At 72.8% G+C, this 24,786-nt stretch carries 25 protein-coding genes and 1 riboswitch; of the genes, 13 read left to right on the top strand and 12 right to left on the bottom strand.

From position 1 onward, the window contains the following. The first annotated feature begins 1 nt into the window (after window position 1). From EEW87_RS11485 to EEW87_RS11455, 7 genes are all read left to right on the top strand, one after another. Window positions 2-1,321: a hypothetical protein gene (locus tag EEW87_RS11485; RefSeq protein ID WP_123093499.1), complete on the top strand. Its 1,320-nt coding sequence runs from the start codon at window positions 2-4 to the stop codon at window positions 1,319-1,321. Window positions 1,322-1,466: 145 nt separating this feature from the next. Beyond that, on the top strand, window positions 1,467-1,754 hold the full coding sequence (rpsF, locus tag EEW87_RS11480; RefSeq protein WP_068270775.1) for a 30S ribosomal protein S6: 288 nt from the start codon (window positions 1,467-1,469) through the stop codon (window positions 1,752-1,754). Between the two features lie 79 nt (window positions 1,755-1,833). Continuing rightward, entirely contained in the window at window positions 1,834-2,460 is a 627-nt protein-coding gene (locus EEW87_RS11475) for a single-stranded DNA-binding protein (protein ID WP_123093498.1), read from the top strand. Window positions 2,461-2,541: 81 nt separating this feature from the next. Beyond that, window positions 2,542-2,778: a 30S ribosomal protein S18 gene (gene rpsR, locus EEW87_RS11470; RefSeq protein ID WP_068270764.1), complete on the top strand. Its 237-nt coding sequence runs from the start codon at window positions 2,542-2,544 to the stop codon at window positions 2,776-2,778. A gap of 33 nt (window positions 2,779-2,811) precedes the next feature. Next, the gene (gene rplI / locus EEW87_RS11465; RefSeq protein ID WP_123093497.1) at window positions 2,812-3,258 is read left to right on the top strand and encodes a 50S ribosomal protein L9; all 447 of its coding nucleotides are present in this window, start codon (window positions 2,812-2,814) and stop codon (window positions 3,256-3,258) included. Window positions 3,259-3,400: 142 nt separating this feature from the next. Further along, window positions 3,401-5,038: a DUF3352 domain-containing protein gene (locus EEW87_RS11460; RefSeq protein ID WP_123093496.1), complete on the top strand. Its 1,638-nt coding sequence runs from the start codon at window positions 3,401-3,403 to the stop codon at window positions 5,036-5,038. 73 nt (window positions 5,039-5,111) lie between these two features. Next, window positions 5,112-6,644 (top strand): gamma-glutamyltransferase, encoded by a 1,533-nt coding sequence (locus tag EEW87_RS11455; protein WP_123093495.1) that lies wholly within the window; start codon window positions 5,112-5,114, stop codon window positions 6,642-6,644. A gap of 76 nt (window positions 6,645-6,720) precedes the next feature. Here EEW87_RS11455 and EEW87_RS11450 read toward each other — a convergent pair whose 3' ends face one another. From EEW87_RS11450 to EEW87_RS11415, 9 genes are all read right to left on the bottom strand, one after another. Next, the gene (locus EEW87_RS11450) at window positions 6,721-7,623 is read right to left on the bottom strand and encodes a TauD/TfdA dioxygenase family protein (RefSeq protein WP_123093494.1); all 903 of its coding nucleotides are present in this window, start codon (window positions 7,621-7,623) and stop codon (window positions 6,721-6,723) included. Then, entirely contained in the window at window positions 7,620-8,978 is a 1,359-nt protein-coding gene (locus EEW87_RS11445; protein WP_123093493.1) for an LLM class flavin-dependent oxidoreductase, read from the bottom strand. Before EEW87_RS11445 ends, EEW87_RS11450 begins: the two co-directional genes overlap by 4 nt. 29 nt (window positions 8,979-9,007) lie before the next feature. Then, window positions 9,008-9,877: an ABC transporter permease gene (locus EEW87_RS11440; protein ID WP_123093492.1), complete on the bottom strand. Its 870-nt coding sequence runs from the start codon at window positions 9,875-9,877 to the stop codon at window positions 9,008-9,010. Then, a complete protein-coding gene (locus EEW87_RS11435; RefSeq protein WP_123093491.1) occupies window positions 9,877-10,722 on the bottom strand; it encodes an ABC transporter ATP-binding protein in 846 nt (281 codons plus the stop codon). The genes EEW87_RS11440 and EEW87_RS11435 overlap by 1 nt, the downstream gene beginning before the upstream one ends. Then, window positions 10,719-11,759 (bottom strand): ABC transporter substrate-binding protein, encoded by a 1,041-nt coding sequence (locus EEW87_RS11430; protein ID WP_123093490.1) that lies wholly within the window; start codon window positions 11,757-11,759, stop codon window positions 10,719-10,721. Before EEW87_RS11430 ends, EEW87_RS11435 begins: the two co-directional genes overlap by 4 nt. Beyond that, on the bottom strand, window positions 11,759-12,340 hold the full coding sequence (ssuE, locus tag EEW87_RS11425; protein WP_123093489.1) for an NADPH-dependent FMN reductase: 582 nt from the start codon (window positions 12,338-12,340) through the stop codon (window positions 11,759-11,761). The genes EEW87_RS11430 and ssuE overlap by 1 nt, the downstream gene beginning before the upstream one ends. A gap of 171 nt (window positions 12,341-12,511) precedes the next feature. Then, window positions 12,512-12,616: a putative leader peptide gene (locus EEW87_RS17230; protein ID WP_318183129.1), complete on the bottom strand. Its 105-nt coding sequence runs from the start codon at window positions 12,614-12,616 to the stop codon at window positions 12,512-12,514. A gap of 31 nt (window positions 12,617-12,647) precedes the next feature. Beyond that, window positions 12,648-12,763, bottom strand: a riboswitch (SAM riboswitch). 140 nt (window positions 12,764-12,903) lie between these two features. Beyond that, window positions 12,904-14,589, bottom strand: coding sequence for an alanine/glycine:cation symporter family protein (locus EEW87_RS11420; protein ID WP_123093488.1), 1,686 nt, complete (start codon window positions 14,587-14,589; stop codon window positions 12,904-12,906). A 102-nt stretch (window positions 14,590-14,691) separates the two neighbouring features. After that, window positions 14,692-16,017 (bottom strand): MATE family efflux transporter, encoded by a 1,326-nt coding sequence (locus EEW87_RS11415; RefSeq protein WP_123093487.1) that lies wholly within the window; start codon window positions 16,015-16,017, stop codon window positions 14,692-14,694. 314 nt (window positions 16,018-16,331) lie between these two features. On the opposite strand from EEW87_RS11415, the gene EEW87_RS11410 reads away from it, so the two are divergent. Genes EEW87_RS11410 through EEW87_RS11385 form a run of 6 tightly spaced genes read left to right on the top strand, consistent with a single transcriptional unit; the run spans window position 16,332 to window position 21,380 of the window. Continuing rightward, entirely contained in the window at window positions 16,332-17,324 is a 993-nt protein-coding gene (locus EEW87_RS11410; protein ID WP_123093486.1) for an AAA family ATPase, read from the top strand. A gap of 17 nt (window positions 17,325-17,341) precedes the next feature. Next, entirely contained in the window at window positions 17,342-18,223 is an 882-nt protein-coding gene (locus EEW87_RS11405; RefSeq protein ID WP_068270743.1) for a DUF58 domain-containing protein, read from the top strand. Beyond that, entirely contained in the window at window positions 18,213-18,683 is a 471-nt protein-coding gene (locus EEW87_RS11400; protein ID WP_123093485.1) for a hypothetical protein, read from the top strand. The genes EEW87_RS11405 and EEW87_RS11400 overlap by 11 nt, the downstream gene beginning before the upstream one ends. Next, window positions 18,674-19,654 carry a vWA domain-containing protein gene (locus tag EEW87_RS11395; RefSeq protein WP_123093484.1) on the top strand — a complete coding sequence of 327 codons (981 nt, stop codon included), beginning with the start codon at window positions 18,674-18,676 and terminating at the stop codon, window positions 19,652-19,654. The genes EEW87_RS11400 and EEW87_RS11395 overlap by 10 nt, the downstream gene beginning before the upstream one ends. Continuing rightward, window positions 19,651-20,646, top strand: a complete 996-nt coding sequence (locus EEW87_RS11390) for a vWA domain-containing protein (RefSeq protein ID WP_083968254.1) — start codon at window positions 19,651-19,653, stop codon at window positions 20,644-20,646. The genes EEW87_RS11395 and EEW87_RS11390 overlap by 4 nt, the downstream gene beginning before the upstream one ends. Continuing rightward, the gene (locus tag EEW87_RS11385; protein ID WP_148041623.1) at window positions 20,643-21,380 is read left to right on the top strand and encodes a hypothetical protein; all 738 of its coding nucleotides are present in this window, start codon (window positions 20,643-20,645) and stop codon (window positions 21,378-21,380) included. The genes EEW87_RS11390 and EEW87_RS11385 overlap by 4 nt, the downstream gene beginning before the upstream one ends. Window positions 21,381-21,400: 20 nt before the next feature. Here the strand turns inward: EEW87_RS11385 and efeB are convergent, their stop codons facing one another. The 3 genes from efeB to efeU are packed head-to-tail and all read right to left on the bottom strand — an operon-like array spanning window position 21,401 to window position 24,717. Continuing rightward, entirely contained in the window at window positions 21,401-22,672 is a 1,272-nt protein-coding gene (gene efeB / locus EEW87_RS11380) for an iron uptake transporter deferrochelatase/peroxidase subunit (protein ID WP_123093508.1), read from the bottom strand. Between the two features lie 14 nt (window positions 22,673-22,686). Next, the gene (gene efeO / locus EEW87_RS11375; RefSeq protein ID WP_123093482.1) at window positions 22,687-23,823 is read right to left on the bottom strand and encodes an iron uptake system protein EfeO; all 1,137 of its coding nucleotides are present in this window, start codon (window positions 23,821-23,823) and stop codon (window positions 22,687-22,689) included. Between the two features lie 48 nt (window positions 23,824-23,871). Continuing rightward, window positions 23,872-24,717: an iron uptake transporter permease EfeU gene (gene efeU, locus EEW87_RS11370; RefSeq protein WP_123093481.1), complete on the bottom strand. Its 846-nt coding sequence runs from the start codon at window positions 24,715-24,717 to the stop codon at window positions 23,872-23,874. Window positions 24,718-24,786: the final 69 nt, after the last annotated feature.

Genomic DNA, 24,786 nt, shown 5'->3' with positions numbered 1-24,786 from the left:
CGTGGGGCAGGACCTCCTGCCCGCCCCGGTGAGCGCGATCATCGGCGGGCCCCTCGGCCGGCGCGCGAGCGAGCGCGCCTCGTCGCTGGCCCAGCTGCTCTCGCTCGTCACGGCGATGATGGCGATCCCGCTCGTCCTCGGCGTGGCCCGGCAGGGGCACTGCGTGGCGAAGGGGTGGTCCGGCGACGAGCAGTTCTGGCGCGGCTGCTTCTCCGACCTGCCCGCGCAGTACCAGATCGCCGGCCTCGACCGGGGCGTCGGCGCGTGGGTGCGCGGGGACGTGCCGCTCGAGCCGCTCCCGGTGCTCTCGGGGGCCATGGCGGCGGTCGCGACGCTCGTGCCCGACGGCTCGTGGCTCGCCCAGACCCGGTGGTACTTCGCGCTGTGGGCGGTGCTCGTCACCGTCCTCGCGATGTCGTGCGTCGTCGCGGTGGGGCTGACCCGTCCGCACCGCCTCGACCTCGCGACCCAGCTCGCCCTCAGCCCGGTCTACGTCGTCGCCGCCTTCCTCAGCCCCGACCTGCTCGCCGTCGCCCTCGTCCTGTGGGCGATGTGGGCCTGGGAGCACGACCGACCGCGTGCCACCGGGGTCCTCCTCGGCGTCGCGCTCCTCGCGCACGGCTACGTCCTCGCGGTGCTGCTCGCGCTCGTGGGCACGGCGCTCGCCCAGCAGCGACGCGCCGAGCTGCGTCGTGCGCTCGTCCCGGCCGCGGTCGTCGTGCTCGTCCTCGGGCTCGCCAGCGCGCTGCTCGCGCCGGGCGTGTGGCGTCGCCCCCTCGAGGTGCTCACCGGCAACGGGTCCGGCTACGGGTCGCCGTGGCACGTGCCGGCCCTGCTCGGGCACCCGCTGCCCGTCTGGTCCGTCCTCGCGCTCGTGGCCCTCGGCTGGCTCGCGGCCCTCGCGCTCGGCCTGTGGTTCCTCAGCGCGGCCTGGCGCACCCCGACGTGGGCCCAGCTAAGCGCCTTCGTCGTGCCGGTCGTCGCCATCACCTCCCGCGCGACGCCGGTCCAGGCGGCCCTGTGGGTCGTGCCGCTGGCGATCCTCGCGGGCGTCTCGTGGCGCACGCACCTCGGGCTCGTCGCCGTCGAGGTGGTCCACGCGAGCGCGCTGTGGCTCTACATCGGCGGCCTGTCCGACGCGGCGAAGGGGTTGCCCGCCGCCTGGTACGTCGTCATCACCCTCGGCCGGGCCCTCACCTGGGGCTTCCTCATGTGGTCGGTCTGGTACACCCCGAACGACACCCGCGGCGAGCGGCACGGGCCGCCCCCGGGCCAGCCGGCCCCGCCCCGCGCCGTGCCGGAGCCGCACCCGGCCCGATGATTTCGGGCCGGATCCCCCTTCGGGCTACCCTGGGGTGTCCCTCGTGCGATCTCGACGTCTCGTCGCGCCCGCACGCGGGTACGCAGCAACCCTCCTGTCACGGAGAGACCGTGACCGTCAAGACCGAAGGAGGCGGGTTATCAGCATGCGTCAGTACGAACTCATGATCATCCTCGACCCGGAGCTCGACGAGCGGGCCGTCACGCCCACGCTCGAGAAGTTCCTCACCGTCGTCACCAAGGACGGCGGCACCGTCGACAACGTCGACGCCTGGGGCCGTCGCCGCCTGGCGTACGAGATCGAGAAGAAGTCCGAGGGCCTCTACGCCGTCGCGACCTTCACCTGCGAGCCGGCCACGAGCAAGGAGCTCGACCGCCAGCTCGGTCTGAACGAGCAGGTCCTGCGGACCAAGCTCATGCGCGTCGAGGCCTGAGCCCCGACTCTCACCAGCGCTGTCGGTGCGAACCGGCACGCTCATCGGACACGATCACCACCAGGGACAAGGGACAGGCATGGCAGGCGACACCGTCATCACGATCATCGGCAACCTCACCGGCGACCCCGAGCTGCGCTTCACGCCCAGCGGTGCGGCCGTCGCGAACTTCACCGTGGCGAGCACGCCGCGGCAGTTCGACCGCCAGAGCAACGAGTGGAAGGACGGGGAGACCCTCTTCATGCGGTGCTCGGTGTGGCGTGAGGCCGCCGAGAACGTCGCGGAGTCGCTGACCCGTGGGTCCCGCGTCGTCGTCCAGGGCCGCCTGGTCTCCCGCTCGTGGGAGGACAAGGAGAGCGGCCAGAAGCGCTCCGTCATGGAGATGCAGGTCGACGAGGTCGGCCCCTCGCTGCGCTACGCCACCGCGAAGGTCACCAAGACCCAGCGCGGCGGCGGTGGCGGTGGCGGCTCCTGGGGCGGCGGCCAGCAGGGCGGCGGCGCTCAGGGTGGCCAGGGCGGCGGCTTCGGCGGCCAGTCCGAGGACCCCTGGGCCACTGGCGGCCAGCAGTCCGGTCAGGGCGGTCAGGGGGGCAACCAGGGCGGCTTCGGCGGCCAGGGCGGCTCCCAGGGCGCTGCCCCGAGCGGCGGCCAGGGCGGCGGCGGTGGCTGGGGCAACGCCCCCAGCTACGACGAGCCCCCCTTCTGACCGGTCGCGTCCACACCCACTGAAACACCCCATCCCGAGGATCACCCTCGGGCTCACCTCAGCTAGAAGGAGAGCACCACGATGGCCAAGCCCGTTGTGCGCAAGCCCAAGAAGAAGGCCAACCCGCTGAAGGCGGCGAAGGTCGAGAACATCGACTACAAGGACGCTGCGCTGCTGCGCAAGTTCATCTCCGACCGCGGCAAGATCCGTGCGCGTCGGGTCACCGGCGTCTCCGTCCAGGAGCAGCGCCTCATCGCCAAGGCGGTCAAGAACGCCCGCGAGATGGCTCTGCTGCCCTACTCGTCCAGCTCGCGCTGAGCCGGCTGCACGAGAACTTCGAAGGAGAACGACATGAAGGTGATCCTCACCCACGAGGTCAGCAACCTCGGTACCGCTGGTGACGTCGTCGACGTCAAGCCGGGCTACGCCCGCAACTTCCTCTTCCGTCGCGGTCTGGCCACCCAGTGGACCAAGGGCGCGCAGAAGCAGGTCGACGCGATCGCGGCCGGTCGCGCCGCCCGCGCCGTGAAGTCGCTCGAGGAGGCCCAGTCGATCAAGGGCAACCTCGAGGCCAACCCGGTGACCGTCACCGCGCACGCCGGTACCGGTGGCCGCCTCTTCGGCGCCATCACGAGCACCGAGGTCGCGCAGGCCGTCGCCGACGGCGGTGGCCCGTCCATCGACCGTCGCACGATCGAGATCCCGACGCCGATCAAGGCCGTCGGTCCGGCGCAGGCGCTCGTGCGTCTGCACCCGGAGGTCCAGGCGACCGTCACGCTCGACGTCGTCGCCGGCTGAGCACGACCCAGCAGCACCCCTTGAGGGGCCGACCACCACGGTGGTCGGCCCCTCGTCGTCTGGGTACTCCTCCCCATACCGGCGCGGTCGCATCGCGACCTACCCTGGGCGGCAACGCACTCGTCTAGCAGGGGGTCTCCCGATGTCGTACCCGCCCAACGGTCAGCCCGCCCCGCCCCCCGGTCACGGGGGGCCCGCCGGTGGTGGCTTCGGCCCGCCGCCGCCCCAGGGCTACGGCCCGCCCGCCCCGCAGGGCTACCCCGGGCCGCAGGGCTACCAGGGTCACCCCGCCGGGCCGGCGTACACCCCCGGCTACGGCCAGCCCCCGGTGCCCCCGCGGCGCACGGGGCGCGGTGCGAAGGTCGCCGCCTTCGGTGCGGCCGGCGTGCTCGGGCTCGGGCTGCTCGGCGGCGGTGCGGTCTTCGCGTACTCGAAGGTCAACGGCTCGGGCCCCCAGCCCGAGGAGGCGCTGCCCGGCAACGCCATCGCCTTCGCCAAGGTCGACCTCGACCCCAGCGCGGACCAGAAGATCGACGCCTACCGCTTCCTGCGCAAGTTCCCCGACGCCAAGGACGCGGTGGGCAACCCGGCCGACGACGCCGACCTGCGCAAGGTGATCTTCGAGGGCATCCAGAAGGAGGGCGGCCTCGAGGGCCTGAGCTACGACTCCGACGTCGAGCCCTGGCTCGGCGACCGCTTCGGCGTGGCGATGCTCGCCGGTGGCGAGGGCGAGCAGCCCACGGGTGTCGTCGCCCTCGCGGTCACCGACACCGACAAGGCCAAGGCGGGTCTGGCCAAGGCCACCGGTGCCGAGGGCGGGTACTGCAGCGTCGGCGACGCCTTCGCCATCTGCGGCCAGGACCAGGCCGTCGTCGACAAGGCCGTGAACGACGCCGCCTCGGGCAGCCTGGCCGACTCCGCGAACTTCGCCGACGACATGAAGGCCCTCGGCGAGGACGGTCTGATGACCGCCTGGGTCGACGGCGACGCCGCCTCGAAGATCGCCGGCGCGGCGATGATGGGCGGCGGCGGCTCGACCGGCCAGTCCTCGGGCCGCGTCGCCATGGCGCTGCGCTTCGACGGCCCGACCCTCGAGCTCGCCGGGACGGCCTCGGGCCAGCAGGCCGGGATGCTCTCCGACGACGACGTCTCCGTCGACTCGCTGCCGTCCGACGCGACCGGTGTGCTGAGCGTGCGCGGCCTCGGCCCGGCCGTGAAGACGATGTGGGGCGACCTCGAGAAGCAGGCGAAGGGGGTCGTCGGCGACGACCAGTGGCAGTCGGGCCTGGACGAGGCCCGCACCGCCACCGGGCTGTCCCTGCCGGACGACCTCGCCGCGCTCCTCGGCGACGACACCTCGGTCGTCATGGGCGGCCCCGCCGCCGACGGCGTGCCGAAGATCGCCCTGCGCAGCAACGGCGAGAAGGCGAAGGCGGACACGCTCGTCTCGACGCTCAGCGGTCAGGCCGGCTCCCCGCTCCCGCTCGTCACCAAGGACGGGAGCGACGGCACGTACGTCCTGGCGACCGAGGGCGGCTACGCCTCGCACGTGGCGACCGGCTCCGGCCTCGGGGACTCCGACGCCTTCACGGACGCGGTGCCCGACGCCGACGACGCGAACGCCGTCGCCTACGTCGACATCGAGCAGGTCGTCGCCCAGTACGGGCAGGACATGGACGACGAGGCCAAGCGCAACCTCGGCGGCCTCAAGGCCTTCGGGATGAGCGCCAGCAGCGACGGGGACCGTTCCGACTTCCGGGTGCGCCTGACGACCCGCTGACCTGCGGTCGCGAAGGGGGAGACCACGGCTCGCCGTGGTCTCCCCCTTCGCGCGTCCTCCTACGATGAGCGTCATGACCGCCCCCGCCGCCATCGCGGCCCCCAACCTGGCCGCGGCGCACGCCGGACGTGCGGTCGCGCACGCCGGGGGGAACGCCGTCGACATCGCGCTCGCCGCGATGCTCACGGCGATGACGAACGAGCCGGGCCTCGTCAGCTCGATGGGCAGCGCCTTCATCACCGTGTGGACGGCCGGCGAGGAGCCGGAGGTCATCGACGGCAACGTCGTCATGGCGGGCCTGGGCCGGCCGCGCTCGGCCTTCGGCGGAGGTCTGCACGAGGTCACCTCGACGTACGGCGGAGGCGTGAGGCTCATGGCCGGCCACGGCTCGGTCGCCGTGCCCGGGGCGTGGTCGGGCATGGGCACCGCCCACGAGCGGCACGGGCGCGTCGACTGGTCCGAGGTGCTGGCCCCCGCGATCACGCAGGCGCGCGAGGGCTACCGGCTCGGGCCGGCTGCCGCGACCTACCTCGCGCTCGTCGGGCACGACATCTACGGGTGGTGCGAGGACAGCGCCGCCCTGCTCGTGCCCGGGGGCCGGGTCGTCGAGGCGGGCGAGCTCATCCGCGACGAGCCGCTCGCGCAGACCTACGAGCACATCGCGCGGGTCGGCTGGCGCGACGTCTACACCGGGGAGATCGGGCGGCGGATGGTCGCCGACATGGACGCCCACGACGGCCTCGTGTCGACGCAGGACCTCGAGCGCTTCGCGGCCCAGGTGCGCGACCCCCTTCGCCTCGACGTCGGCGCGTGGGACCTGGCGACGAACCCGCCGCCCTCCGTCGGCGGACCGATGCTGGCCCTCATGCTCGGCGCGCTCACGCGGCGCTCGCGGGCGGACTGGTCGGACATCATCGACATCCAGCGCCGGGTCCTCGGCTACCGCGTCGGGCATCACGACGTGAGCCCCGACCTCGAGGAGGCGGGGTGGCGGGCCCTCGAGGCCGCTCAGCGCTACGGGCTGGCCGGGCTGCCGACCTCGCCGAGCACCGCGCACGTCTCGGTCGTCGACGCCGAGGGTAACGCCTGCGCCTTCACCGCGTCGTCGGGCTACGGCTCCGGGGCGGTCGTGCCGGGCACCGGTCTGCAGCTGAACAACTCGCTCGGCGAGCTCGAGCTCAACCGGCTCGGGGTGCACGCCTTGCCCCCGGGCGCCCCGCTCGCCTCGAACATGGCGCCGACGGTCGGTCGGACCCCCGACGGCCGGGTGCTCGCCATCGGGTCCCCCGGCGCCGACCGGATCACGACCGCGCTCATGCAGGTGCTCGGCCAGGGCTGCCTGCACGAGGCGCCGCTGCAGCAGGCCGTCGACGCCCCCCGCGTGCACGTGCAGGTCGGCGGGGCGCTCGGCGGCACGGTCGTCGTCGACCACGAGAGCGACCCGGGCATCGAGGCCGCGATCGCCGCGAGCGGTCTGCCCGGTCACGACCACGGCCCGCGCTCGATGTACTTCGGCGGGGTGGGCGCCGCCTACCGCCGCGAGGACGGCGCGCTCGAGGCCGCCGGGGACCCCCGGCGCGCCGGCGCCGCGCTCGTCACCGGCTGACCCCCCTTCGCCGCGCACGAGGAGCCGGGTCCCTGGTCGGCCCCGGCCCCTCGTCCGCCGTCTCGGCGGCGTGCCCTCAGTGCTGCGGCACGTAGTGCGACGCGTCGCCGACCAGTGCCCGGCTGGTCGAGCCGTCGACCCCGACCGGCACGTCGCCGGCGACCGTGACCCGGTGGAGGCGACGGGGCAGACCGTCGAAGTTGTCGGGTGCGTAGTGCTGGGTGATCCGGTTGTCGAAGATGACGACCTGGTCGGGCTCCCATGCGACGCGCACGACGTTCTCCGGGCGGGTGACGTAGGCCTGGAGCAGGCGCAGGACGTCACGGCTCTCCGTGGTCGTCAGACCGACGAAACGCCGGACGAAGCCGCCGAGGTAGAGCCCGCGCTCGCCCGTGTCGGGGTGGACGCGCACGACGGGGTGCTCGGTCTCGAAAGAGATCGACTCGAACTGCGCGCGTCGCTCGGCGTCCTTGTCGTCCTGCTGCTCCGGAGGGGTCGCGTAGTCGTAGGCGTTCGTGTGCACCGCGCGCAGCCCGTCGGCGAGCCGGCGAAGGGGCTCGGGCAGGTCGCGGTAGGCCGCCCCGGTGTTCGCGATGAGGGTCTCGCCGCCGTGCGGGGGGACGACCTTGCTCGCGAGGGTCGTCGCCCTGGGCGGGGTGAGCACGAAGGTGACGTCGGTGTGCCAGTGGTTGGCGACACCGCCGTCGACGTCGACGGGCAGCACCCGCGGCGCGCCCTCGACGGAGCGCACCGTCGGGTGGGCCGTCGTCAGCTCGCCGAAGTGCGCCGCGAAGCGCTCCTGGCCCTCGTCGTCGAGCGGCGCCCCGCGGAAGACGAGCGCCTTGTGCTCGGCGAGCGCGGCGCGCAGGAAGCCGACGGTCTCCTCGTCGAGGGGTCCGGTGATGTCGACGCCGGTGATCTCGGCGCCGATGCGGCCGGTGATCTTGCGGACGTCTCGGTCGGTCGCGACGGTGCTCATGCTGCGTGCTCCTTCTCGGTGAGGGTGGTCGTGCGGGGTGCGGTCCGGGCGGCGCGGCCCGCGGGACGGGCCAGGCCGTAGTGCTCGCGCAGGGTGGCGCCGGTGTACTCGGTGCGGAAGAGGCCCCGGCGCTGCAGCTCGGGGACGACGGTGTCGACGAAGACCTCGAGCCCGCCGGGCAGGGTCGCCGGCATGACGTTGAAGCCGTCCGCCGCACCCTGGGTGAACCACCGCTCAAGGTCGTCGGCGATCTCGTCGGGCGTGCCCGCGAGGACACGGTGCCCACGGCCGCCGGCGAGGCGGGTGATGAGCTCGCGCACGGTGAGGTCCTCGCGGCGGGCGAGCTGGGTGACGAGCTCGAAGCGGCTGCGGTTGCCCTCGGTGACGTGGTCGACGTCGGGCAGCCGGTGGTCCAGGTCGGCCTCGGTGAGCTCGACGTCGAGCATCGCGCTCAGCTGGGCCAGCCCGTACGCCGGGACGACGAGCTCGGCGAGCTCGGCCTCGAGGGCACGGGCCTCGGCCCGGGTCGAGCCGATGACCGGGCTGATGCCGGGCAGCACGAGCAGCTCGTCGGGCCCACGGCCGTACCGGGCGAGCCGCGCCTTGAGGTCGGCGTAGAAGGCCTGCCCGTCGGCGAGGGTCTGCTGCGCGGTGAAGACCGCCTCGGCGAAGCGTGCGGCGTACTCCTTGCCGTCCTCGGAGGACCCTGCCTGGACGAGGAGCGGGTAGCCCTGCACCGGTCGGGGCACGTTGAGCGGGCCCTGGACGGAGTAGAACTCGCCCTCGTGCTCGACCGGCGCGATCCGGTCGGTGTCCGCGTAGATCCCGGCGGACCGGTCGGTGACGATCGCGCCGTCGTCGACGCTGTCCCACAGGGCCGTCGCCAGCTCGACGAACTCGGTGGCCCGCTCGTAGCGACGCGCGTGGTCCGGGCGGTCGGCCAGGCCGAAGTTGCGGGCCTCGTCGCGCCCCGCCGAGGTGACGATGTTCCACCCGGCCCGCCCACCGCTGAGGTGGTCGAGCGAGGCGAAGGCGCGGGCCAGGCTGTACGGGTGGTTGTACGTCGTCGAGGCCGTCGCGATGAGCCCGACGTGCTCGGTCGACGCCGCGAGCGCGGAGAGCAGCGTCAGCGGCTCGAAGGCGTTGTGCGAGCTGTGCCGCACGGCACCGGACAGCGCGACGTTGTCGGCGAGGAAGACCGAGTCGAGCAGCCCCCGCTCCGCGGTGCGGGCGATGTCGACGTAGTGCTGCAGGGTGAGCGCCTGCTCGGGCCGGGTGGAGGGGTGGCGCCACGCGGACTCGTGGTGCCCGTTGGGCATGAGGAAGGCGTTGAGGTGGAGCTGTCGTGAGGTCATGGGTAGGTCCTGTCGGTCGAAGGGGGAGGTCAGCTGCCCTGGGGGGTGACGCGCCACCGCGAGAAGCGGCGCTCGAGGCGCACCAGCGCGGTGTTGACGACGAGCCCGAAGACGGAGACGGTGAGGATGCCGGCGTACATCTGCGGGATCTGGAAGCTGCTCTGCGCGTTGACGATGAGGTAGCCCAGCCCAGCCTTCGCCCCGACCATCTCGGCGGCGATGAGCACGAGGATCGAGGCCGTGCCGGCCATGCGGATGCCGGTGAAGATCGTCGGCACGGCCGAGGGCAGGACGACCTTCGCGAAGAGCTGGAGGTTGGACAGGCCGAGGGTGCGCGCGGCCCGCACGAGGAGAGGGTCGACGGTGCGCACGCCCGCCACCGTGTTGAGCAGCACGGGGAAGAAGGCCGCGTAGGCGACGATCGAGACCTTGCTCAGCTCGCCGATGCCGAGGAGCAGGGTGAAGACCGGCAGCAGCGCGAGCGCGGCGGTGTTGCGGAAGAGGTCGAGCAGGGGGGTGAGCAGCTCGCGCAGGCCCTCGTACCAGGCGACCGCGATGCCGACGGTGACGCCGACGACCACCGCGAGCCCGAAGCCGATCGCCGAGCGGGTCAGGCTCGCCGTGAGGTGCTCCTGGAGCTGGCCGGTCCGTACGAGGTCCCACAGCGCCTCGAGCACGACGTGCAGCGGCGGGAGGAAGACCGCCCGGCTCGACTCGAGGAGGTACTGGGGACCGAGCTCCCACAGCAGGAGGAAGGCCACGACGGCGGCAGAGCGTCGGATGCCCGTGCGGCCGATGCCGGCGGCCCGTCGTGCCGTTGACGGCGCCTGGGGCACCGGGGCGACCGCGGGGGCGTCGTCCGTCGTCGTCGTGGGGGTGGTCAGGGTCGCGGTGCTCATCAGGCCGCCCTCTCGGTGCCGTCGGGCTGGATCTTGCGGTGGCCGGCGCGCTGGGCACGCTCGACCTCGTCGTGGAGCAGGCCCCAGATCTCGTGCCGGTAGGCGACGAAGGCGGGGTCGGAACGCAGGTCGACGGCGCCGGCCCGGTCGCCGAGGTCGACGTCGACGACCTCGGTGAGACGCCCGGGACGTGAGGAGAGGACGGCGACCCGCTGGCCGAGGTAGACCGCCTCCTCGATGCCGTGGGTGATGAAGACCGCGGTCGTGCCGGTGGTGCGCCAGATCCGCAGCAGCTCGTCCTGCAGCTGCTCGCGGGTCTGCGCGTCCAGGGCGGCGAAGGGCTCGTCCATGAGGAGGATCCCGGGCTCGTAGGCCAGGCTCCGGGCGATGGCCACCCGCTGCTTCATCCCCCCGGACAGCTCGTGCGGGAGCCGGTCCTCGAAGCCGGAGAGCCCGACGAGGTCGAGGTGGTGACGAGCCCGCTCGGTGCGCTCGGCGCGGCTGATCGGCAGCTGCTCGAGCCCGAAGGTGACGTTGGCCAGCGCGGTGCGCCACGGGAAGAGGGCGTACTGCTGGAAGACGATGCCTCGGTCCAGGCCCGGACCGGTGACCTCCTCGCCGTCGACGAGGACGCTGCCGCTCGTCGGCGTGCTCAGACCGCCGAGGAGGTCGAGCAGGGTCGTCTTGCCCGACCCGCTCGGGCCGACGAGGGTGAGGAACTCGCCGGCGGGCACGGTGAGGCTGATGTCGTCGAGCGCCCGCAGGACGCTCGCGCGGGGCTGCTCCTTCGTGGGCCGCACGACGAACTCCTTCGTCACGTGGCGCAGCTCGATGCTCGAGGTCACGACGACCCCTCCTTCGCGAGGTCGTTGTACTCGTTGGTGTAGATCTGCGAGGGGTCGAGCTCGCCCGCCGCGACGATGCCGCTGCTCTCCAGCCAGTCCGACCACTGGGTGAAGTCGGTGTCGCTGATGACCCCGCCGCGGGCGGGGATGCCCGTGCTCTTCCAGTACCGCAGGTTGGCGGTCGTCTCGTTGCGGTCGCGCGCCTCGACGATCTTGGTGAAGCGGGCGATGACGTCTGCGCGGGGCGTTGTGCGGGCCCACTCGATGGCCTTGGCGACCCCGGTCGTCAGCTCTCGGGTGGCCTGGGGGTGCTGCGCGATGAAGTCGTCGCGCAGCACGTACTGCCCGCCGTTGATCGGTCCGACGACCTCGGTGTCGCGGAAGAGCTCACGGATGTCGCCCTGGGCCTTCGCGTGGTCCTGGAGGATCCCGCCGAGCGCGCCGGCGTCGACCTGCCCGCGTCGGACGGCCTCCTCGGTGTCGTTGGGCGGCAGGACGACGAGCTGGACCTGGTCGATCTCGCTCTGCGACAGCCCGGACGTCGTCAGCCACGTGTCGATCGCCGCCTCGGCGTGGGCGCCCAGCGTGTTGACCGCGATCTTCTTGCCGACGAGGTCACGGGGCCGGCGGATGGCGCTGTCCTTGCGGACGTAGACCCCCTGGTAGGACTTCGCGTCCGAGCCGTAGTAGTTGACGACGGCGGTGATCGGGGAGCCCGCCTCGACGAGCTTGACGATGGCGCCCGAGAAGGCGCCGCCGATGTCGGTCTGGCCGGTCGCGACGGACTGGATGTCCTGCGGGCCGCTGGTCGTCGCGCCGACGTACTCGAGCTGGACGCGATCGAGGTAGCCGAGGTCGTCGGCGAGCTCGGGCCAGGTGACGGCGTTGGCGCTGCCCTGGTAGCGCACGGTCGTGTGCGCTCCCTCCTCCTGCGACTGCGCGTCGCTCGTGGGCAGGGCGCAGCCGGTGGCCAGGCTCGTCGTCAGGGCGAGGAGCGCGCCGGCGGACAGGACGGAGCGGCGGGTCGTGGTGCGCATCAGGCCACCCGCTCCACGCCGTGCGCGCGGTCGGCGGCCGCGACGAGCGAGCGCCCGGCGACGCCGTCGAGGAAGACCCGGGTGACCTCGCGAAGGGGGGCGGCGGCGGACTCGTCGAGGAGGACCTCACCGCCGTCGAGCAGGTGCACCTCGTCGGCCCGCACGAACCACCCGGGGGTGATCGCGCTCGGCGCCAGGCTGGCCAGCACCGGCCGCAGCGCGTAGTCGACGGACAGGACGTGCGCGGGGCTGCCTCCGGTGGCCACGGGCAGGACGACCTTGCCGCGCAGCGCGTCCTGGGGCAGCAGGTCGAGGAAGGTCTTGAGCAGACCGCTGTAGGCCGCCTTGTAGACCGGGGTGCTCACGACGACGGCGTCGGCGCTCGCGATCGTCGCGACCGCGGCGGCGACGTCGGGGTGGGTCGTGTCGGCTCGCAGGAGCGGCTCGGCGGGCAGGTCGCGCAGGACGACGGGCAGGGTGAGGTGTCCGGCGCGCTGGACCCAGCGCGAGAGGTGGGTGAGCACGCCGTCGGTGCGCGATGTCGTCGACGGACTGCTCGAGATGGTGGCGACGAGAGCCATGGGGATGCCTTCCTGGGCATGGGGGGTCGTCGGACGTCGGCGGGTGCCGGACGGCCGTGGTGCGGTGAGGGTGCGGGCGACCCAGGGGCGCTGGGTCAGGGGTGACGGGCACGCCACGCTCACCGGGCCGCGGGGCGACCGGTCGGTGGTGGGGGTGCTACGTCTGCTGCGTCAGCGGCGACAGAGCGCGCTGCTGACGCGGAGCAGGTCGACGTGCCGTCGCTCGACGTGCCGGCAGCTGCGCCGGCCCGCGGTGCGGGTCGTGTCGGTGCTCATGTGGTGCCCGTCCTCGTCTCGAGGCCGTGGGGCCTCGCGCTTGCCCCTGCCACGTCGGCAGGGGCCAGGTCCTCACCCGGAGCACCCCACCGCGAGATGGAGGGTTGCTGTCCAGCGAGCCGGGGCTTGGCGCTGGAGCTCATGACCTGCGAGGAACCTAGCGCGCGACCAAGTCCTATCGCAACAGTAGGGATTCGTGTCTCGCATCTCGGACCGCCTACGGACGCAGGACGACCCGCCGGCTGCGTGCCGGCGGGTCGTCCTCGTCATGACGTGGGTCGGGCGTGTCAGTCCTCGTCGGCCCGGGCCCCGCCGCGGGCGCGCTCCTCCATGCTCAGCCCGCCGTCGTGAGCCGAGTCGGTGCGCATCTGCGGGAGGTCGCCGGTGTTGCCCTGCTCCTCGCGGATGGCGCTCAGCTCGGCCTCGTCGGCGGCGCCGAGCTCGTAGAGACGTCCGCTGCGCCAGTCGGCCAGGTAGTCGCGCATCTCGCTCTTGAGCTCGGGCAGGAGGAAGTACAGCCCGAGGAGGTTGATGAAGCCGCACATGAAGAGGAAGGCGTCGGTGAGGGTGAGCACCGAGCCGAAGGTGAGCACCGTGCCGATGACCGTGAAGGAGACGAAGATCAGCTTGTAGGTGAGCAGGCTCGGCCGCGACGGGCCGAAGAAGTACTCCCAGGCCTTCTCGCCGTAGTAGCTCCACGTGATGAGCGTGGAGAAGGCGAAGAGCGCCACCATGACGGCGAGGATCACCGGGAACTGCGGCAGGAAGGTGGCGAAGGCGTCGCTGGTGAGGAGCACGCCGTCGGGCGCACCGCCACCCGCCTTGACCTGGTCGATGCCCTCGCGCCACGACGGCGGGTTCGCGATGACGATGGTCAGGGCGGTCATCGTGCACACGATGACCGTGTCGATGAAGGGCTCGAGGAGGGCGACGAAGCCCTCGGAGACGGGGCGGGTGGTCTTCACGGCCGAGTGGGCGATCGGTGCCGAGCCCAGGCCGGCCTCGTTGGAGAAGGCCGCGCGCTGGAAGCCGACGATGAGGACGCCGACGAGGCCGCCGAGCCCGGCCTCCGGGGTGAAGGCGCCGCTGACGATGTCGCCGAGGGCGCCGGGGACCTGGCTGATGTTCGAGCCGATGACGAGCAGGCACGCCGCGACGTAGCCGATGCCCATGACCGGGACGAGCTTCGAGGTCACCGCGGCGATCGAGGTGATGCCGCCGAGGATCACCGCTCCGATGAGCGCGGCCAGGGCCAGGCCGAAGACCAGTGCGGACCCGTCGGAGCCGAGGAAGCCGTCGGCGCCACCGGTCACCTCGCGGGCCTGGGCGAAGGTCTGGTTGGCCTGGAACATGTTGCCGCCGCCGACCCCGAAGAAGAAGATCGCGATGGCGAAGGCGCCGGTCATGATCGCGGCAGGGACCCGGCCGAACCTGCCGTACGCGACCGGGAGGTACTTGAAGGGGCCGCCGGAGATCGAGCCGTCGGGGTTGACGGTGCGGTACTTCACGCCGAGCGTGCACTCCGCGAACTTCGTCGCCATGCCGAGCAGGCCGCAGATGACCATCCAGAAGGTCGCACCCGCCCCACCGAGGGCGAGAGCCGCGCCGACGCCAGCGATGTTGCCGAGGCCGACGGTGCCGGACAGCGCCGACGAGAGAGCCTGGAAGTGCGTGATCTCACCGGGGTCGTCCGGGCGCGAGAACTTGCCGCGGACCACCTCGAGCGACAGCCGCGCGCCGCGCACCTGCACGACGCCGAGATAGGCCGTGATGATGACGCCCGCGGCGACGAGCCAGAGGACGACGAGGGGCAGCTCGGAGCCCCCGGGGAGGGGTACGGCGTAGAAGACGACGGAGGACAACCAGTCGGCGAAGGGGCCGACGACGTCGTTGACCGCCTCCTCGAATCCTCGCAGGCCACCGCTGTCAGCGGCAGGGACGGGCAGGACGGACGACGCTTGTGGCGGGGTCATGCCGATCCACGCAATCGCAGTCGTGGCGGCAGATCAACGGGTGAGACCGAGACGTTGTCCGGCTGTGACCCGCGGTGCCGGACGTGCCGCGACCGTGGGCGGTCAGCGGCGGGCGCCGGTGACGAGCCAGGCGTCGCTGCGCAGGCGCCACCACAGCGTCGCCCAGCGCACGAGCATGAAGCCGCTGAAGGCGACCCAGAGGACGACCATCGCCGAGGTCGCCGTGTGCCCCTGGCCCAGGTGGCGGGCGAGCAGGACGAGCGGCACGTAGGCGAGCAGGACGACCGTCGAGGCCCCGGCGAGCCAGCGCCCGTCGCCGGCCCCGATGAGGATCCCGTCGGCGGTGAAGACGAGGCCGGCGAGCGGCTGGCCGATCGCGACGACGAGCAGGCCCGAGGCGATGGCGGCGCGCACCCCGGCGTCCGTCGTGAAGAGGGCGGGGAGCACCTGGTGCCCCGCGAGGACGAGGAGCCCGAGGACGACGCCGGTCCACCAGCCCCACCGCATCATGATCGCGCTCGCGTCGCGGACCGCCCGGCGGTCGCCGGCCCCGAGGGCCTGACCGGTGAGGGCCTGGGCGGCGATGGCGATCGCGTCGAGGGCGAAGGCGAGGGCCGACCAGATCGTCATCGTCACCTGGTGCGCCGCGAGGGGCACGTCGCCGAAGCTCGCGGCGGTCCACACGGTGAGCAGGAGGATGGCGCGCAGCGCGAGCGTGCGCACGAGCAGCGGCACCCCCTCGACGGCCGACCGGAGCACCCGGGCGACGTGCGGCCGGGGGGACGCATCATGCGCACGTCCGTGGCGGGCGACGACGGTGACGAGCGCTAGAGCCATGCCCGCCTGGGCGACGACCGTGCCCCAGGCGGACCCCGCGATGCCCATGCCCAGCCCGTGGACGAGGACGACGTTGAGCACGGCGTTGACGGTGAAACCCACCCCGGCGACGACGAGCGGTGTGCGGGTGTCGAGAAGCCCGCGCAGGATGCCCGTGGCCGCGAGGACGACGAGCATCGCCGGGAGCCCGAGCGCGCTGATGCGCAGGTAGGTCTCGCCCTGGAGGAGCACCTCTGGCGAGCCCCCGACGGCGGCGACGAGCGGGTGGGCGAAGACCGCGGTGATGACCGCCGCGAGGGCGCCGATGACGAGCGCGAGCCACACCCCGGACCAGCCGCTCTCGATGGCGTCGCGGTGCAGCCCGGCGCCGACCTGGCGCGAGACCGCCGCGGTCGTGCCGTAGGCGAGGAAGACGAAGACGCCGGCCATCGTCAGCAGCACGGCGCTCGCCGCCCCGAGACCGGCGAGCGGCACGACGCCGAGCCGGCCGACGACGGCGGAGTCGACGAGCAGGAAGAGCGGCTCGGCGACGAGGGCGAGGAATGCTGGCACGGCCAGGGAGAGGATCTGGCGGGCTCCGACGGTGCTCATCGGGGGACAGTCTCCCCCTTCGCCCCGGTTGCCCAGCGCGTGGTCTCGCGGAAATGCGCAAACCGGCGCCCGCCGAAGTTACCCCGGCGTACTCTGCAGACGCAGCACTCGCCGGGGGGAGATCGGCGGTGCCGCACGGGACCCTCTTCGCCCCTGAAGAAGGGGGAGGCGCGCCGGGACCACCCGTGGTCCCGGCGCTGTCTCGTCCCGGCGCGCGGGGTACCGCTCCCCATGGGGGACACCGGTGCTGGGCCATACGATGGCCGCGTCGAGCCGGGGCACGGGTCCCGGAGCAGAGCCACGAAGGGGGCGCCATGACGGCTGCCGCGAGGATCACCACGGACCAGGTCAGCCGGGCCCGGGACCTGGTCAAGGCGGTGGACCGCGGCTTCGAGTCCAAGGTCGTCGGCCAGCGCCGGCTGCGCGAGAGCCTCCTCATCGGTCTGCTCACCGGCGGTCACGTCCTGCTCGAGTCCGTGCCCGGTCTGGCCAAGACGACTGCGGCGCACGCGCTCGCGACGGCGATCGGCGGCTCCTTCAAGCGCATCCAGTGCACCCCCGACCTCCTGCCGAGCGACATCGTCGGCACGCAGATCTACGACGCGAGCCAGGGCGCCTTCGTCACCCAGCTCGGGCCGGTGCACGCGAACTTCGTCCTGCTCGACGAGATCAACCGCTCCTCGGCCAAGACCCAGTCGGCGATGCTCGAGGCGATGCAGGAGCGCCAGACCTCGATCGGCGGCAAGGTCTACAAGGTCCCCGAGCCCTTCCTCGTCCTGGCCACCCAGAACCCCATCGAGCAGGAGGGCACCTACCAGCTGCCCGAGGCCCAGCTCGACCGCTTCATGCTCAAGGACCTGCTCGACTACCCCTCGCCCGGCGAGGAGGCCGAGGTCGTGCGACGCATCGACTCGGGCATCTTCGAGCGGCCCAACCAGGCGATGATCGACATCGCCGACGCCCGCGAGCTGCAGCGCATCGCCGGCTCGGTCTACCTCGACAAGGCCGTCCTCGACTACATCACCTTCATCGTCGCGGCGACGCGGCGGGCGCGCGACGTGCTGCCCCCCGAGCTCGCCCGCTATGTCGAGATCGGCGCCTCGCCGCGTGCGTCCATCGCCTTCGCCAAGGCCGCCCGGGCGAGCGCCCTGCTCCAGGGTCGGGACCACGTCATCCCCGAGGACGTGCGCCACCTCGCGCACCGCGTGCTGCGCCACCGCGTGCTTCTCACCTACGAGGCCACCGCCGACGACGTGCGGGTCGAGACGATCATCGACGCCGTCGTGCGCTCCGTGCGCACCCCGTAGGGCGCCCCGGCACCGACATGTCCTCACTCGTCCAGCAGGTCAAGGGACGGCTCTCGATCCACGTGCGCCGTCGCTCGCTCGCGCTCCTCGAGGGCGGGTATGCCTCGATCCACAAGGGTCGCTCGATGGACTTCGACGACCTGCGCGAGTACACGGCCGGCGACGACGTCCGCGACATCGACTGGCGGGCCTCGGCCCGGCACGGCTCGATGCTCATCAAGCGCTATGTCGCCGAGCGGCACTTCGGGCTCGTCCTCGTCGTGCCCGGCGGGCGCGAGATGGCCGCCGCGACGACCTCGGGGGAGAGCAAGCGCGACGTCGCGGTGCTCGCCGCCGGCGTCATCGGCTGGCTCGCGGTCCGTCACGGCGACGAGGTCGCGATGGTGAGCGGGCGGCCGGGGGCGATCCACCCCACCCGCGCCCGGGCCAGCGAGGGTCATCTCGAGCGCCTGCTCCAGGAGATGCTCGCCCGCAGCGGCGAGACGACGCCCTCGGGCGACCTCCCGGGGCTGCTCCACCACGTCGCCCGTCATGTCACGGGCCGCAAGATCGTCCTCGTCGTCGCCGACGACGGCGTGCACGCCGCCGAGGTCGAGGCGGTGCTGCGCACGCTGCGGCTGCGTCACGAGATCCTCTGGGTCACCGTCGCCGACCTCGACGTCGTCGGGGTCCCCGCCTCGACCCGGGTGCGCGACGTGAGCAGCGGACGGACCCTGCCCGCGCTGCTCGAGCTCGCCCCGGAGATCGGGGCGGTCTACGCCGAGCAGGAGCGGGTGCGCCGCGCCGAGCTCGAGACGACCTTCCGCCGGGTCGACGTCGGCGAGGTCCGGGTCGGCTCGCGCGACGAGGTCGTCCCCGCCGTCATCGGCCTGCTCGAGCGGAGGCGTCGTGGACGCTGACCCGAGCTTCCTGCCCCCGGGCAGCTACGGCGTCGTGTGGCCGCTCCTCGGCGGCCTGCTCCTGCTGCTCCTCCTCGTGTGGGCCGGCGTCGTGTGGCTCATGACGCGGCCCCCGCAGGACGAGAGCCACGCGCCCCTGCCGCCGAGCGCGCTCGTGAAGCTGCGCGGCGAGACGCTCGCGCAGATCGACGAGGTCGAGCGCTCCGTGCGCGAGGGCGAGCGCACCGCGCGCGCCGGCCATCACGAGCTGTCGAAGGTCGTGCGCCGCTTCGTCGCCGAGGTGAGCGGCCTGGACGCCGAGAAGATGACCGCCCGCGACCTGCGCAAGCGCGGGCCCGAGCACCTCGCGCGCCTCATCGCCGCGTACTACCCGAGCCAGTTCGGCGCTGCCGAGAGCGCCCCTCCGAGCATCGCCAAGGCCGCGAGCGCGGCCCGGGAGGTGGTCGGCGGATGGAGCTGACCTGGTGGTGGCTCGGGGTGCTCGTGCTCCTCGCCGCGGTGCTCGTCGCCGCGACGTCGTGGTGGCGTGCCCGCCAGGAGCGCGTCGGCGAGGTCGTCCTCGCGGCGCACACGCGACGGATGACCGACCTGCCCGTCTACCGGCGGGCCCTGACCCGGCTGCGCGGTCAGCTGCTCGTGCTCACCGCGGTGCTGGCCCTCGTCTTCGTGCCGGCGGCCTGGGCCGCCTCGCGCCCGGCCGACGGCTACCTCGTCGAGCCGGAGAAGCGCAACCGCGACATCATGCTCTGCCTCGACGTCTCGGGCTCGATGTTCGTCACCGACCAGGCGATCCTGCGCTCCTTCGCCGACGTCGTGAAGGGCTTCGAGGGCGAGCGGATCGGTCTCGTCCTCTTCGACAGCCAGGCGGTCACCGCCTTCCCGCTCACCGACGACTACGACCTCGTGACCACCCAGCTCGAGGAGTACGCCAACGGCTTCTCCTCGATCGGCGGCGACGGGCTCGACCCGCAGGCCGGCACGTGGAACCCCAACAGCTCGGGCACCTCGCTCATCCCCGACGGGCTCGCGAGCTGCACCTACGGCTTCGACCGGCGCGAGGAGGACCGCCCCCGGGCGATCATCCTCGGCACCGACAACATGGTCGCCGGGCGGGGCGTGTACACGCAGGAAGAGGCCTTCCGCGCGGCGGAGGACCTCGGCGCGCGGGTCTACGCCATCGACCCCAACGACAGCGGCCGCGCCCACGAGGAGCTCGTCGACGCCACCGAGGGCACCGGCGGCAAGACCTACCCGCTCACCGACGAGGAGGCCGTCACGGGCATCACCGACGAGATCGAGCGGCTCGAGGCGGCCCGTCTGCCCGACACCAAGCCGCAGTTCCTGCGCACGGACAAGCCCCGCTGGCCGGTGCTCCTCCTCGTGCTCGGTCTCTTCGCGTACCTGCCCCTGGCCTGGAGGTGGCGTCGATGAACGGTCTCGGTCTGCACCCCGTCCTGCCCTGGCCGGTCGCGGTCCTGCTCGGGCTCGTGCTCGTCGGCCTGTGCGTCGCCGCCCTGCTCACCCGGCCCGCCCAGCGCCGTCGCTGGGCGCTGCGCACCGGGGCCGCCGCCGCCGTCGCGCTCGCCCTGCTCGGTCCCGGCGTCGCCGGCGCCCAGGCCCCCCAGGCGAGCCGGGCGATCAACGTGTGGTTCGTCGCCGACACGACGAGCTCGGCGATGGCGCGTGACTACCCGGGTGGCAAGCCACGTCTCGACGGCTACCGCGAGGACATCCCGAAGATCGCCGAGGCGCTGCCCGGCGCGCGCTTCTCGCTCGTCACCTTCGACTCCTCGGCGCGGGCGACGATGCCGCTGACGACCGACACGAACGCCCTGCAGACGGCGGTCGACACGATGTCGCAGGAGATCACGCTCTACTCGGCGGGCTCCTCGATCACCGTCGCGGACGAGTACCTGCGCGGCGCGCTGACGAAGAGCAAGGAGCGCTACCCCGAGCGGGCCCGCGTCGTCTTCTACCTCGGCGACGGGGAGCAGACCAACGGCCAGGCCCCGACCCCCTTCGACCTCGGTGACCTCGTCGACGGCGGCGCGGTCCTCGGCTACGGCACGGCGAAGGGGGCACCGATGGCCAACCTCACCTCGATCGGCGAGAGCGACGGCGACATCACGACGACCGACGGCCAGACCGCGATCTCGAAGGCCAGCGAGGACGACCTGAAGAAGGTCGCCGAGCAGCTCGGGGTGCCCTACGTGCACCGCGAGGGCGGCGACATCGCGCCGGCGCTCGCCCAGGCCGAGCCGGGCGAGCTCGTCGAGGACGCGTCCGCGTCGACCCCGACCCACGTCTCGCTCGTGTGGGTGCTCGCCACCCTCGCCGCCGCGCTGCTCCTCGTCGACCTGTGGCTCGTGTCGCGCGACGTCTCGCGCATCACCCGGGCGGCCCGTGAGATGGAGGCGTCATGAGTACGACCCCGTGGGTGCGTCGTCGACGCCGGCTGCTCCTCGCCTCCGCGCTGCCCGTCCTGCTCGTGCTGCTCCTCGCGCTCAAGCTGCTCAGCCTGCCGGTGCTCACGAGCAGCGCCGGAGGGGCGCACGAGAGCGGCGACGGCGCCGGCGTGCGGACCGCGGGCGAGCGTCTCGGCATCGTCGACATCGTGCAGCGCTGGCGCGCGCCGTACGTCGAGGGCACCGGGCGGGCCATGGAGGGCGACCTCGAGGGCGGGCGGCGCGACCTCGAGCTCGCGCTCGGGCGCACCGGCAACCCGCAGGACGACTGCACCGTGCGCACCAACCTCGTGCTGACGATCGAGCGCCAGTCCGACGCCGCGGGCGAGGCCGGCGACACCGAGGGCGAGAAGAAGATCGCCGAGGAGGCCCTCGCCCTCATCGAGGGCGGGCCGGAGGGCTGCCTCGACGGGTCCGCCGACGGCAACGGCGGCGAGGCCGGGCAGAAGCAGCAGGAGTCCAAGCAGCGCCTCGAGGAGAAGACCCAGCCCGAGGAGGGCGACGGCGAGGACGAGGAGCAGGACCCCTCGAAGGACGACTCCGAGGGCGAGGGCGAGGACCCCCAGAAGGACGAGAAGCAGAAGCAGCTCGAGGAGAAGAACAAGGCCGGGCAGGGCGACGCCGAGACGAAGAAGAAGATCGACGAGGCAGAGGAGAGCAACGGCGGGGACTACGCCGAGAAGCCCTGGTGACCCGCGCGGTGCGCTGAGGGTCAGCCGAGCAGCTGCGTGCCCCAGTCCTCCTCCGGCGCCAGGCCGGGCGGGACGACGAAGAGCGCGCTGCCCGTGTGCTCGATGTACTCGTTGAGGAGGTCCGCGCGCGCCAGCGCCCGCTGCATCGGCACGAACTGCCGGTGCGCGTCGCGGCAGAAGGCGACGAAGAAGAGGCCCGCGTCGAGGTGGCCCAGCCCGTCGGTGCCGTCGGTGAAGTTGTAGCCGCGGCGCAGGATGCGCACCCCGTCGAGGTTGTCGGCGTGCGCCAGCCGCACATGGGCGGCGACGTCGATCGCCGGGGCGCCGTCCGCCCCCTTCGCCGCGAAGTCCGGCTCGTCCATCTCGGCCGAGCGGCCGAGGGGCGCGCCGACCCCCTTGTCGCGCCCGATGACGGTCTGCTGCTCCTGCAGGTGGGTGCGGTCCCACACCTCGACGTGCATCCGGATCCGTCGGGCCACGAGGTAGGAGCCGCCCGCCAGCCACGCGGCCTCGCCCGGCACGTCCTGCGGGTCGATCCACACGTGCTCGGCGAGGGCCTGCGGGTCCTCGGCCTTGATGTTGGCCGTGCCGTCCTTGAAGCCGAAGAGGTTGCGCGGGGTGGCCTGGCTCGTCGACGTCGACGAGGTGCGCCCGAAGCCGAGCTGGCTCCAGCGCACCGAGACGGTGCCGAAGCCGAGGCGCACGAGGTTGCGCACGGCGTGCACGGCGACCTGCGGGTCGTCGGCGCACGCCTGGATGCAGATGTCGCCGCCCGAGCGCGCCTCGTCGAGGTCGTCGCCGGCGAAGGGGGGCAGCTCGCGCAGCGCCTCCGGGCGGCGGTCCTCGATGCCGAGCCGCTCGAAGAGGCTCGGGCCGTAGCCGATGGTGATCGTCAGGCTCGACGGCGGCAGGTCCATCGCCTCGCCGGTGTCCTCGGGGACCTTCCACGGCCCGCCGCCGACCACGCCGCCGGGGGCGGCCTCGGCGCCGACCGTCATCCGCTCGGCGGCGCGGGTCCACGCGGTGAGCATCTCGCGCAGCTCGTCGACGTCGTCGGTCGTCACGTCGAGCGCGACGAAGTGCATGCGGTCCTGGGCGGCGGTGGTGATGCCGGCCTGGTGCTCGCCGCGGAAGGGGACGACGCCCTCCTCCGGGTCGGCCGCGGGAGCGGCCGGGGGAGCGCTCGCGTGCGCCGCCCGGGAGGTGCCGACCGCGAGACCGGTCGCGAGGACCGCGCCCGCGGCTGACCCGACGAGGGCGCGACGGCCCACCCCTTCGCCCGTGCTGCTCATCTCGTGCTCCCTGCTCACTGCCCGTCGGCGACGACGCCGGCGACCTTCGCGACGTCCTCGCTCAGCGCGTCGAGGGCGTCGGAGAGCTCCTTGACCTCGGCGTCGGACAGGTCGGTGTAGAGGGCCCAGCCGTCGGCGGTCGCGTGCTGCTGCAGGACGGTGTCGAGGGCCTTGGTCTTCTTGTCGATGGAGGTGACGAGGTCGGCGTCGGCCTTCTTGAGGTACGGGCGCAGGCTGCTGATCGCCGACTTGCTGCCCTCGAAGTTCGCGGCGAAGTCGTAGAGGTCGGTGTGGCTGTACCGCTCCTCCTCGCCGGTGATCTTGCCGGTGGCCATCTCGTCGAGGAGGGCCTTGGAGCCGTTGGCGAGCTGGAGCGGGTCGAGCTCGACGGCCTTGGCCTTCGTCACGAGCTCGGCGACATCGCTCTTCAGCTGGTCGGCGATCGCGTCGGAGTCGTCCTGGAGGCCGGTCTTCCACAGGTCGCGCTCGAGGCGGTGGTAGCCGGTGAACTTCATGCCCTCGTCGAGGACGTCGGCGCGCCCGTCGATCTTCGGGTCGAGGTCGCCGAAGGACTCGGCGACGGGCTCGATGCGCTCCCAGTACGAGCGGGCGGTCGGGTAGAGGCGCTTGGCCTGGGCGACGTCGCCCTTCTTCACGGCAGCGACGAACTTGCCGGTCTCGGTCTCGAAGGCGTCGGCCTGGCTCGCGACGTAGCGCTCGTAGCCGTCGGTGGCGGCGACGAGCTGCTCGTCCTGCGACTTCGGGGCAGCAGAGGCGCCGGTGATCGTGAAGTCCGAGCGGATGCCGGCCCCGACCATGCCCGGCTTGCACGCGGTGACGTAGGTACCCGGCTCGGCGACGGTGACGTGGAAGGTGCGGCTGAGGCCGGGGGCGATGTTCTCGACCTCGCCGACGATGCGGTCGCCCTCGGCGTAGACGTAGAACTCGTTGACCTTCGAGCCGGTGTTCTTCACCTCGAACTCGACGGTGCCGGCCGGTGCCTCGGCCCGGGCGAGCGAGCACTCGGTGTCGCTCGCGGTGACGGCGATCGGGCCGCCGCCCGCGCTCGCGTCCTTCGCGTCCCCGCCGCAGGCGGTGAGGGCGAGGGCCGCGGACAGGCCGAGGGCGGTGGTGGTGACGGTGCGGCGCATCGGGGTCCTTCGGGTCATGACGGTGCAGGTCGAGGTGGGGCGGGTCGGTCAGGCGGACTGCGCGGCGGCGGGGCGCGGGGCGCTCGTCACGCCGCTGGTGGGCCGCAGGAAGAGGGGCAGGACGATCGCGATGTACGCGGTCCAGGCGATGGCCTGCAGCCAGGTCGTCGCGGGGGTGAAGTTGAAGAAGCCCTTGAGCAGGGTGCCGAGCCAGCCGTCGGGGGCGATGACGTGCGAGACGTCGAAGGCGAGGGCGTTGAGGCCGGGCAGGAAGCCGGCCTCCTGCAGGTCGTGGATGCCGTAGGCGAGGATCCCGGCGGCGACGACGACGAGGAAGACGCCGGTCCAGCGGAAGAAGACGGAGAGGTTGATCCGGATCGCGCCGCGGTAGATGAGCACGCCGAGCGCGACGGCGGAGAGCAGGCCGATCGCCCATCCGACGAGGGGCTGGTAGGTGCCCGCGCCGGCGGCCTCGGTCGTCGCGTAGAAGAAGATCGCGGTCTCCAGGCCCTCACGGCCGACGCCGAGGAAGCCGACGAGCGCGATCGCGAGCGGGCCGAGGTCGAGGGCGCGGTCGAGACGGCCCTTGAGCTCGCCGGAGATCGTCCGGGCGGCCGTGCGCATCCAGAAGACCATGACGGTGACGAAGCCGACCGCGAGGATCGAGGCGCTGCCACCGATGAGCTCCTGGGTCTCGAAGCTCAGCTGGCGGGTGCCGAAGGTGAGGACCGCGCCGAGGACGACGGACAGCACGATCGCGGTCGCGACGCCGGCCCAGACCCACTTCATCGCCCAGGTCCGGCCGGTCTTGGCGAGGAAGGCGATGAGGATGACGACGACGAGCGCGGCCTCGAGGCCTTCGCGCAGGCCGATGAGGGCGTTGCTGACGAGCATGGTGGTCTCTCTCGACGTGCTCAGGACGACCTACCAACTTAGGTCGTCCTTAGTAAGCACCCAGGGGGG

It is taken from the genome of Janibacter melonis, assembly GCF_003721155.3.
GTDB lineage: Bacteria > Actinomycetota > Actinomycetes > Actinomycetales > Dermatophilaceae > Marihabitans > Marihabitans melonis.
This window is presented reverse-complemented; position numbering and strand designations above follow the sequence as displayed.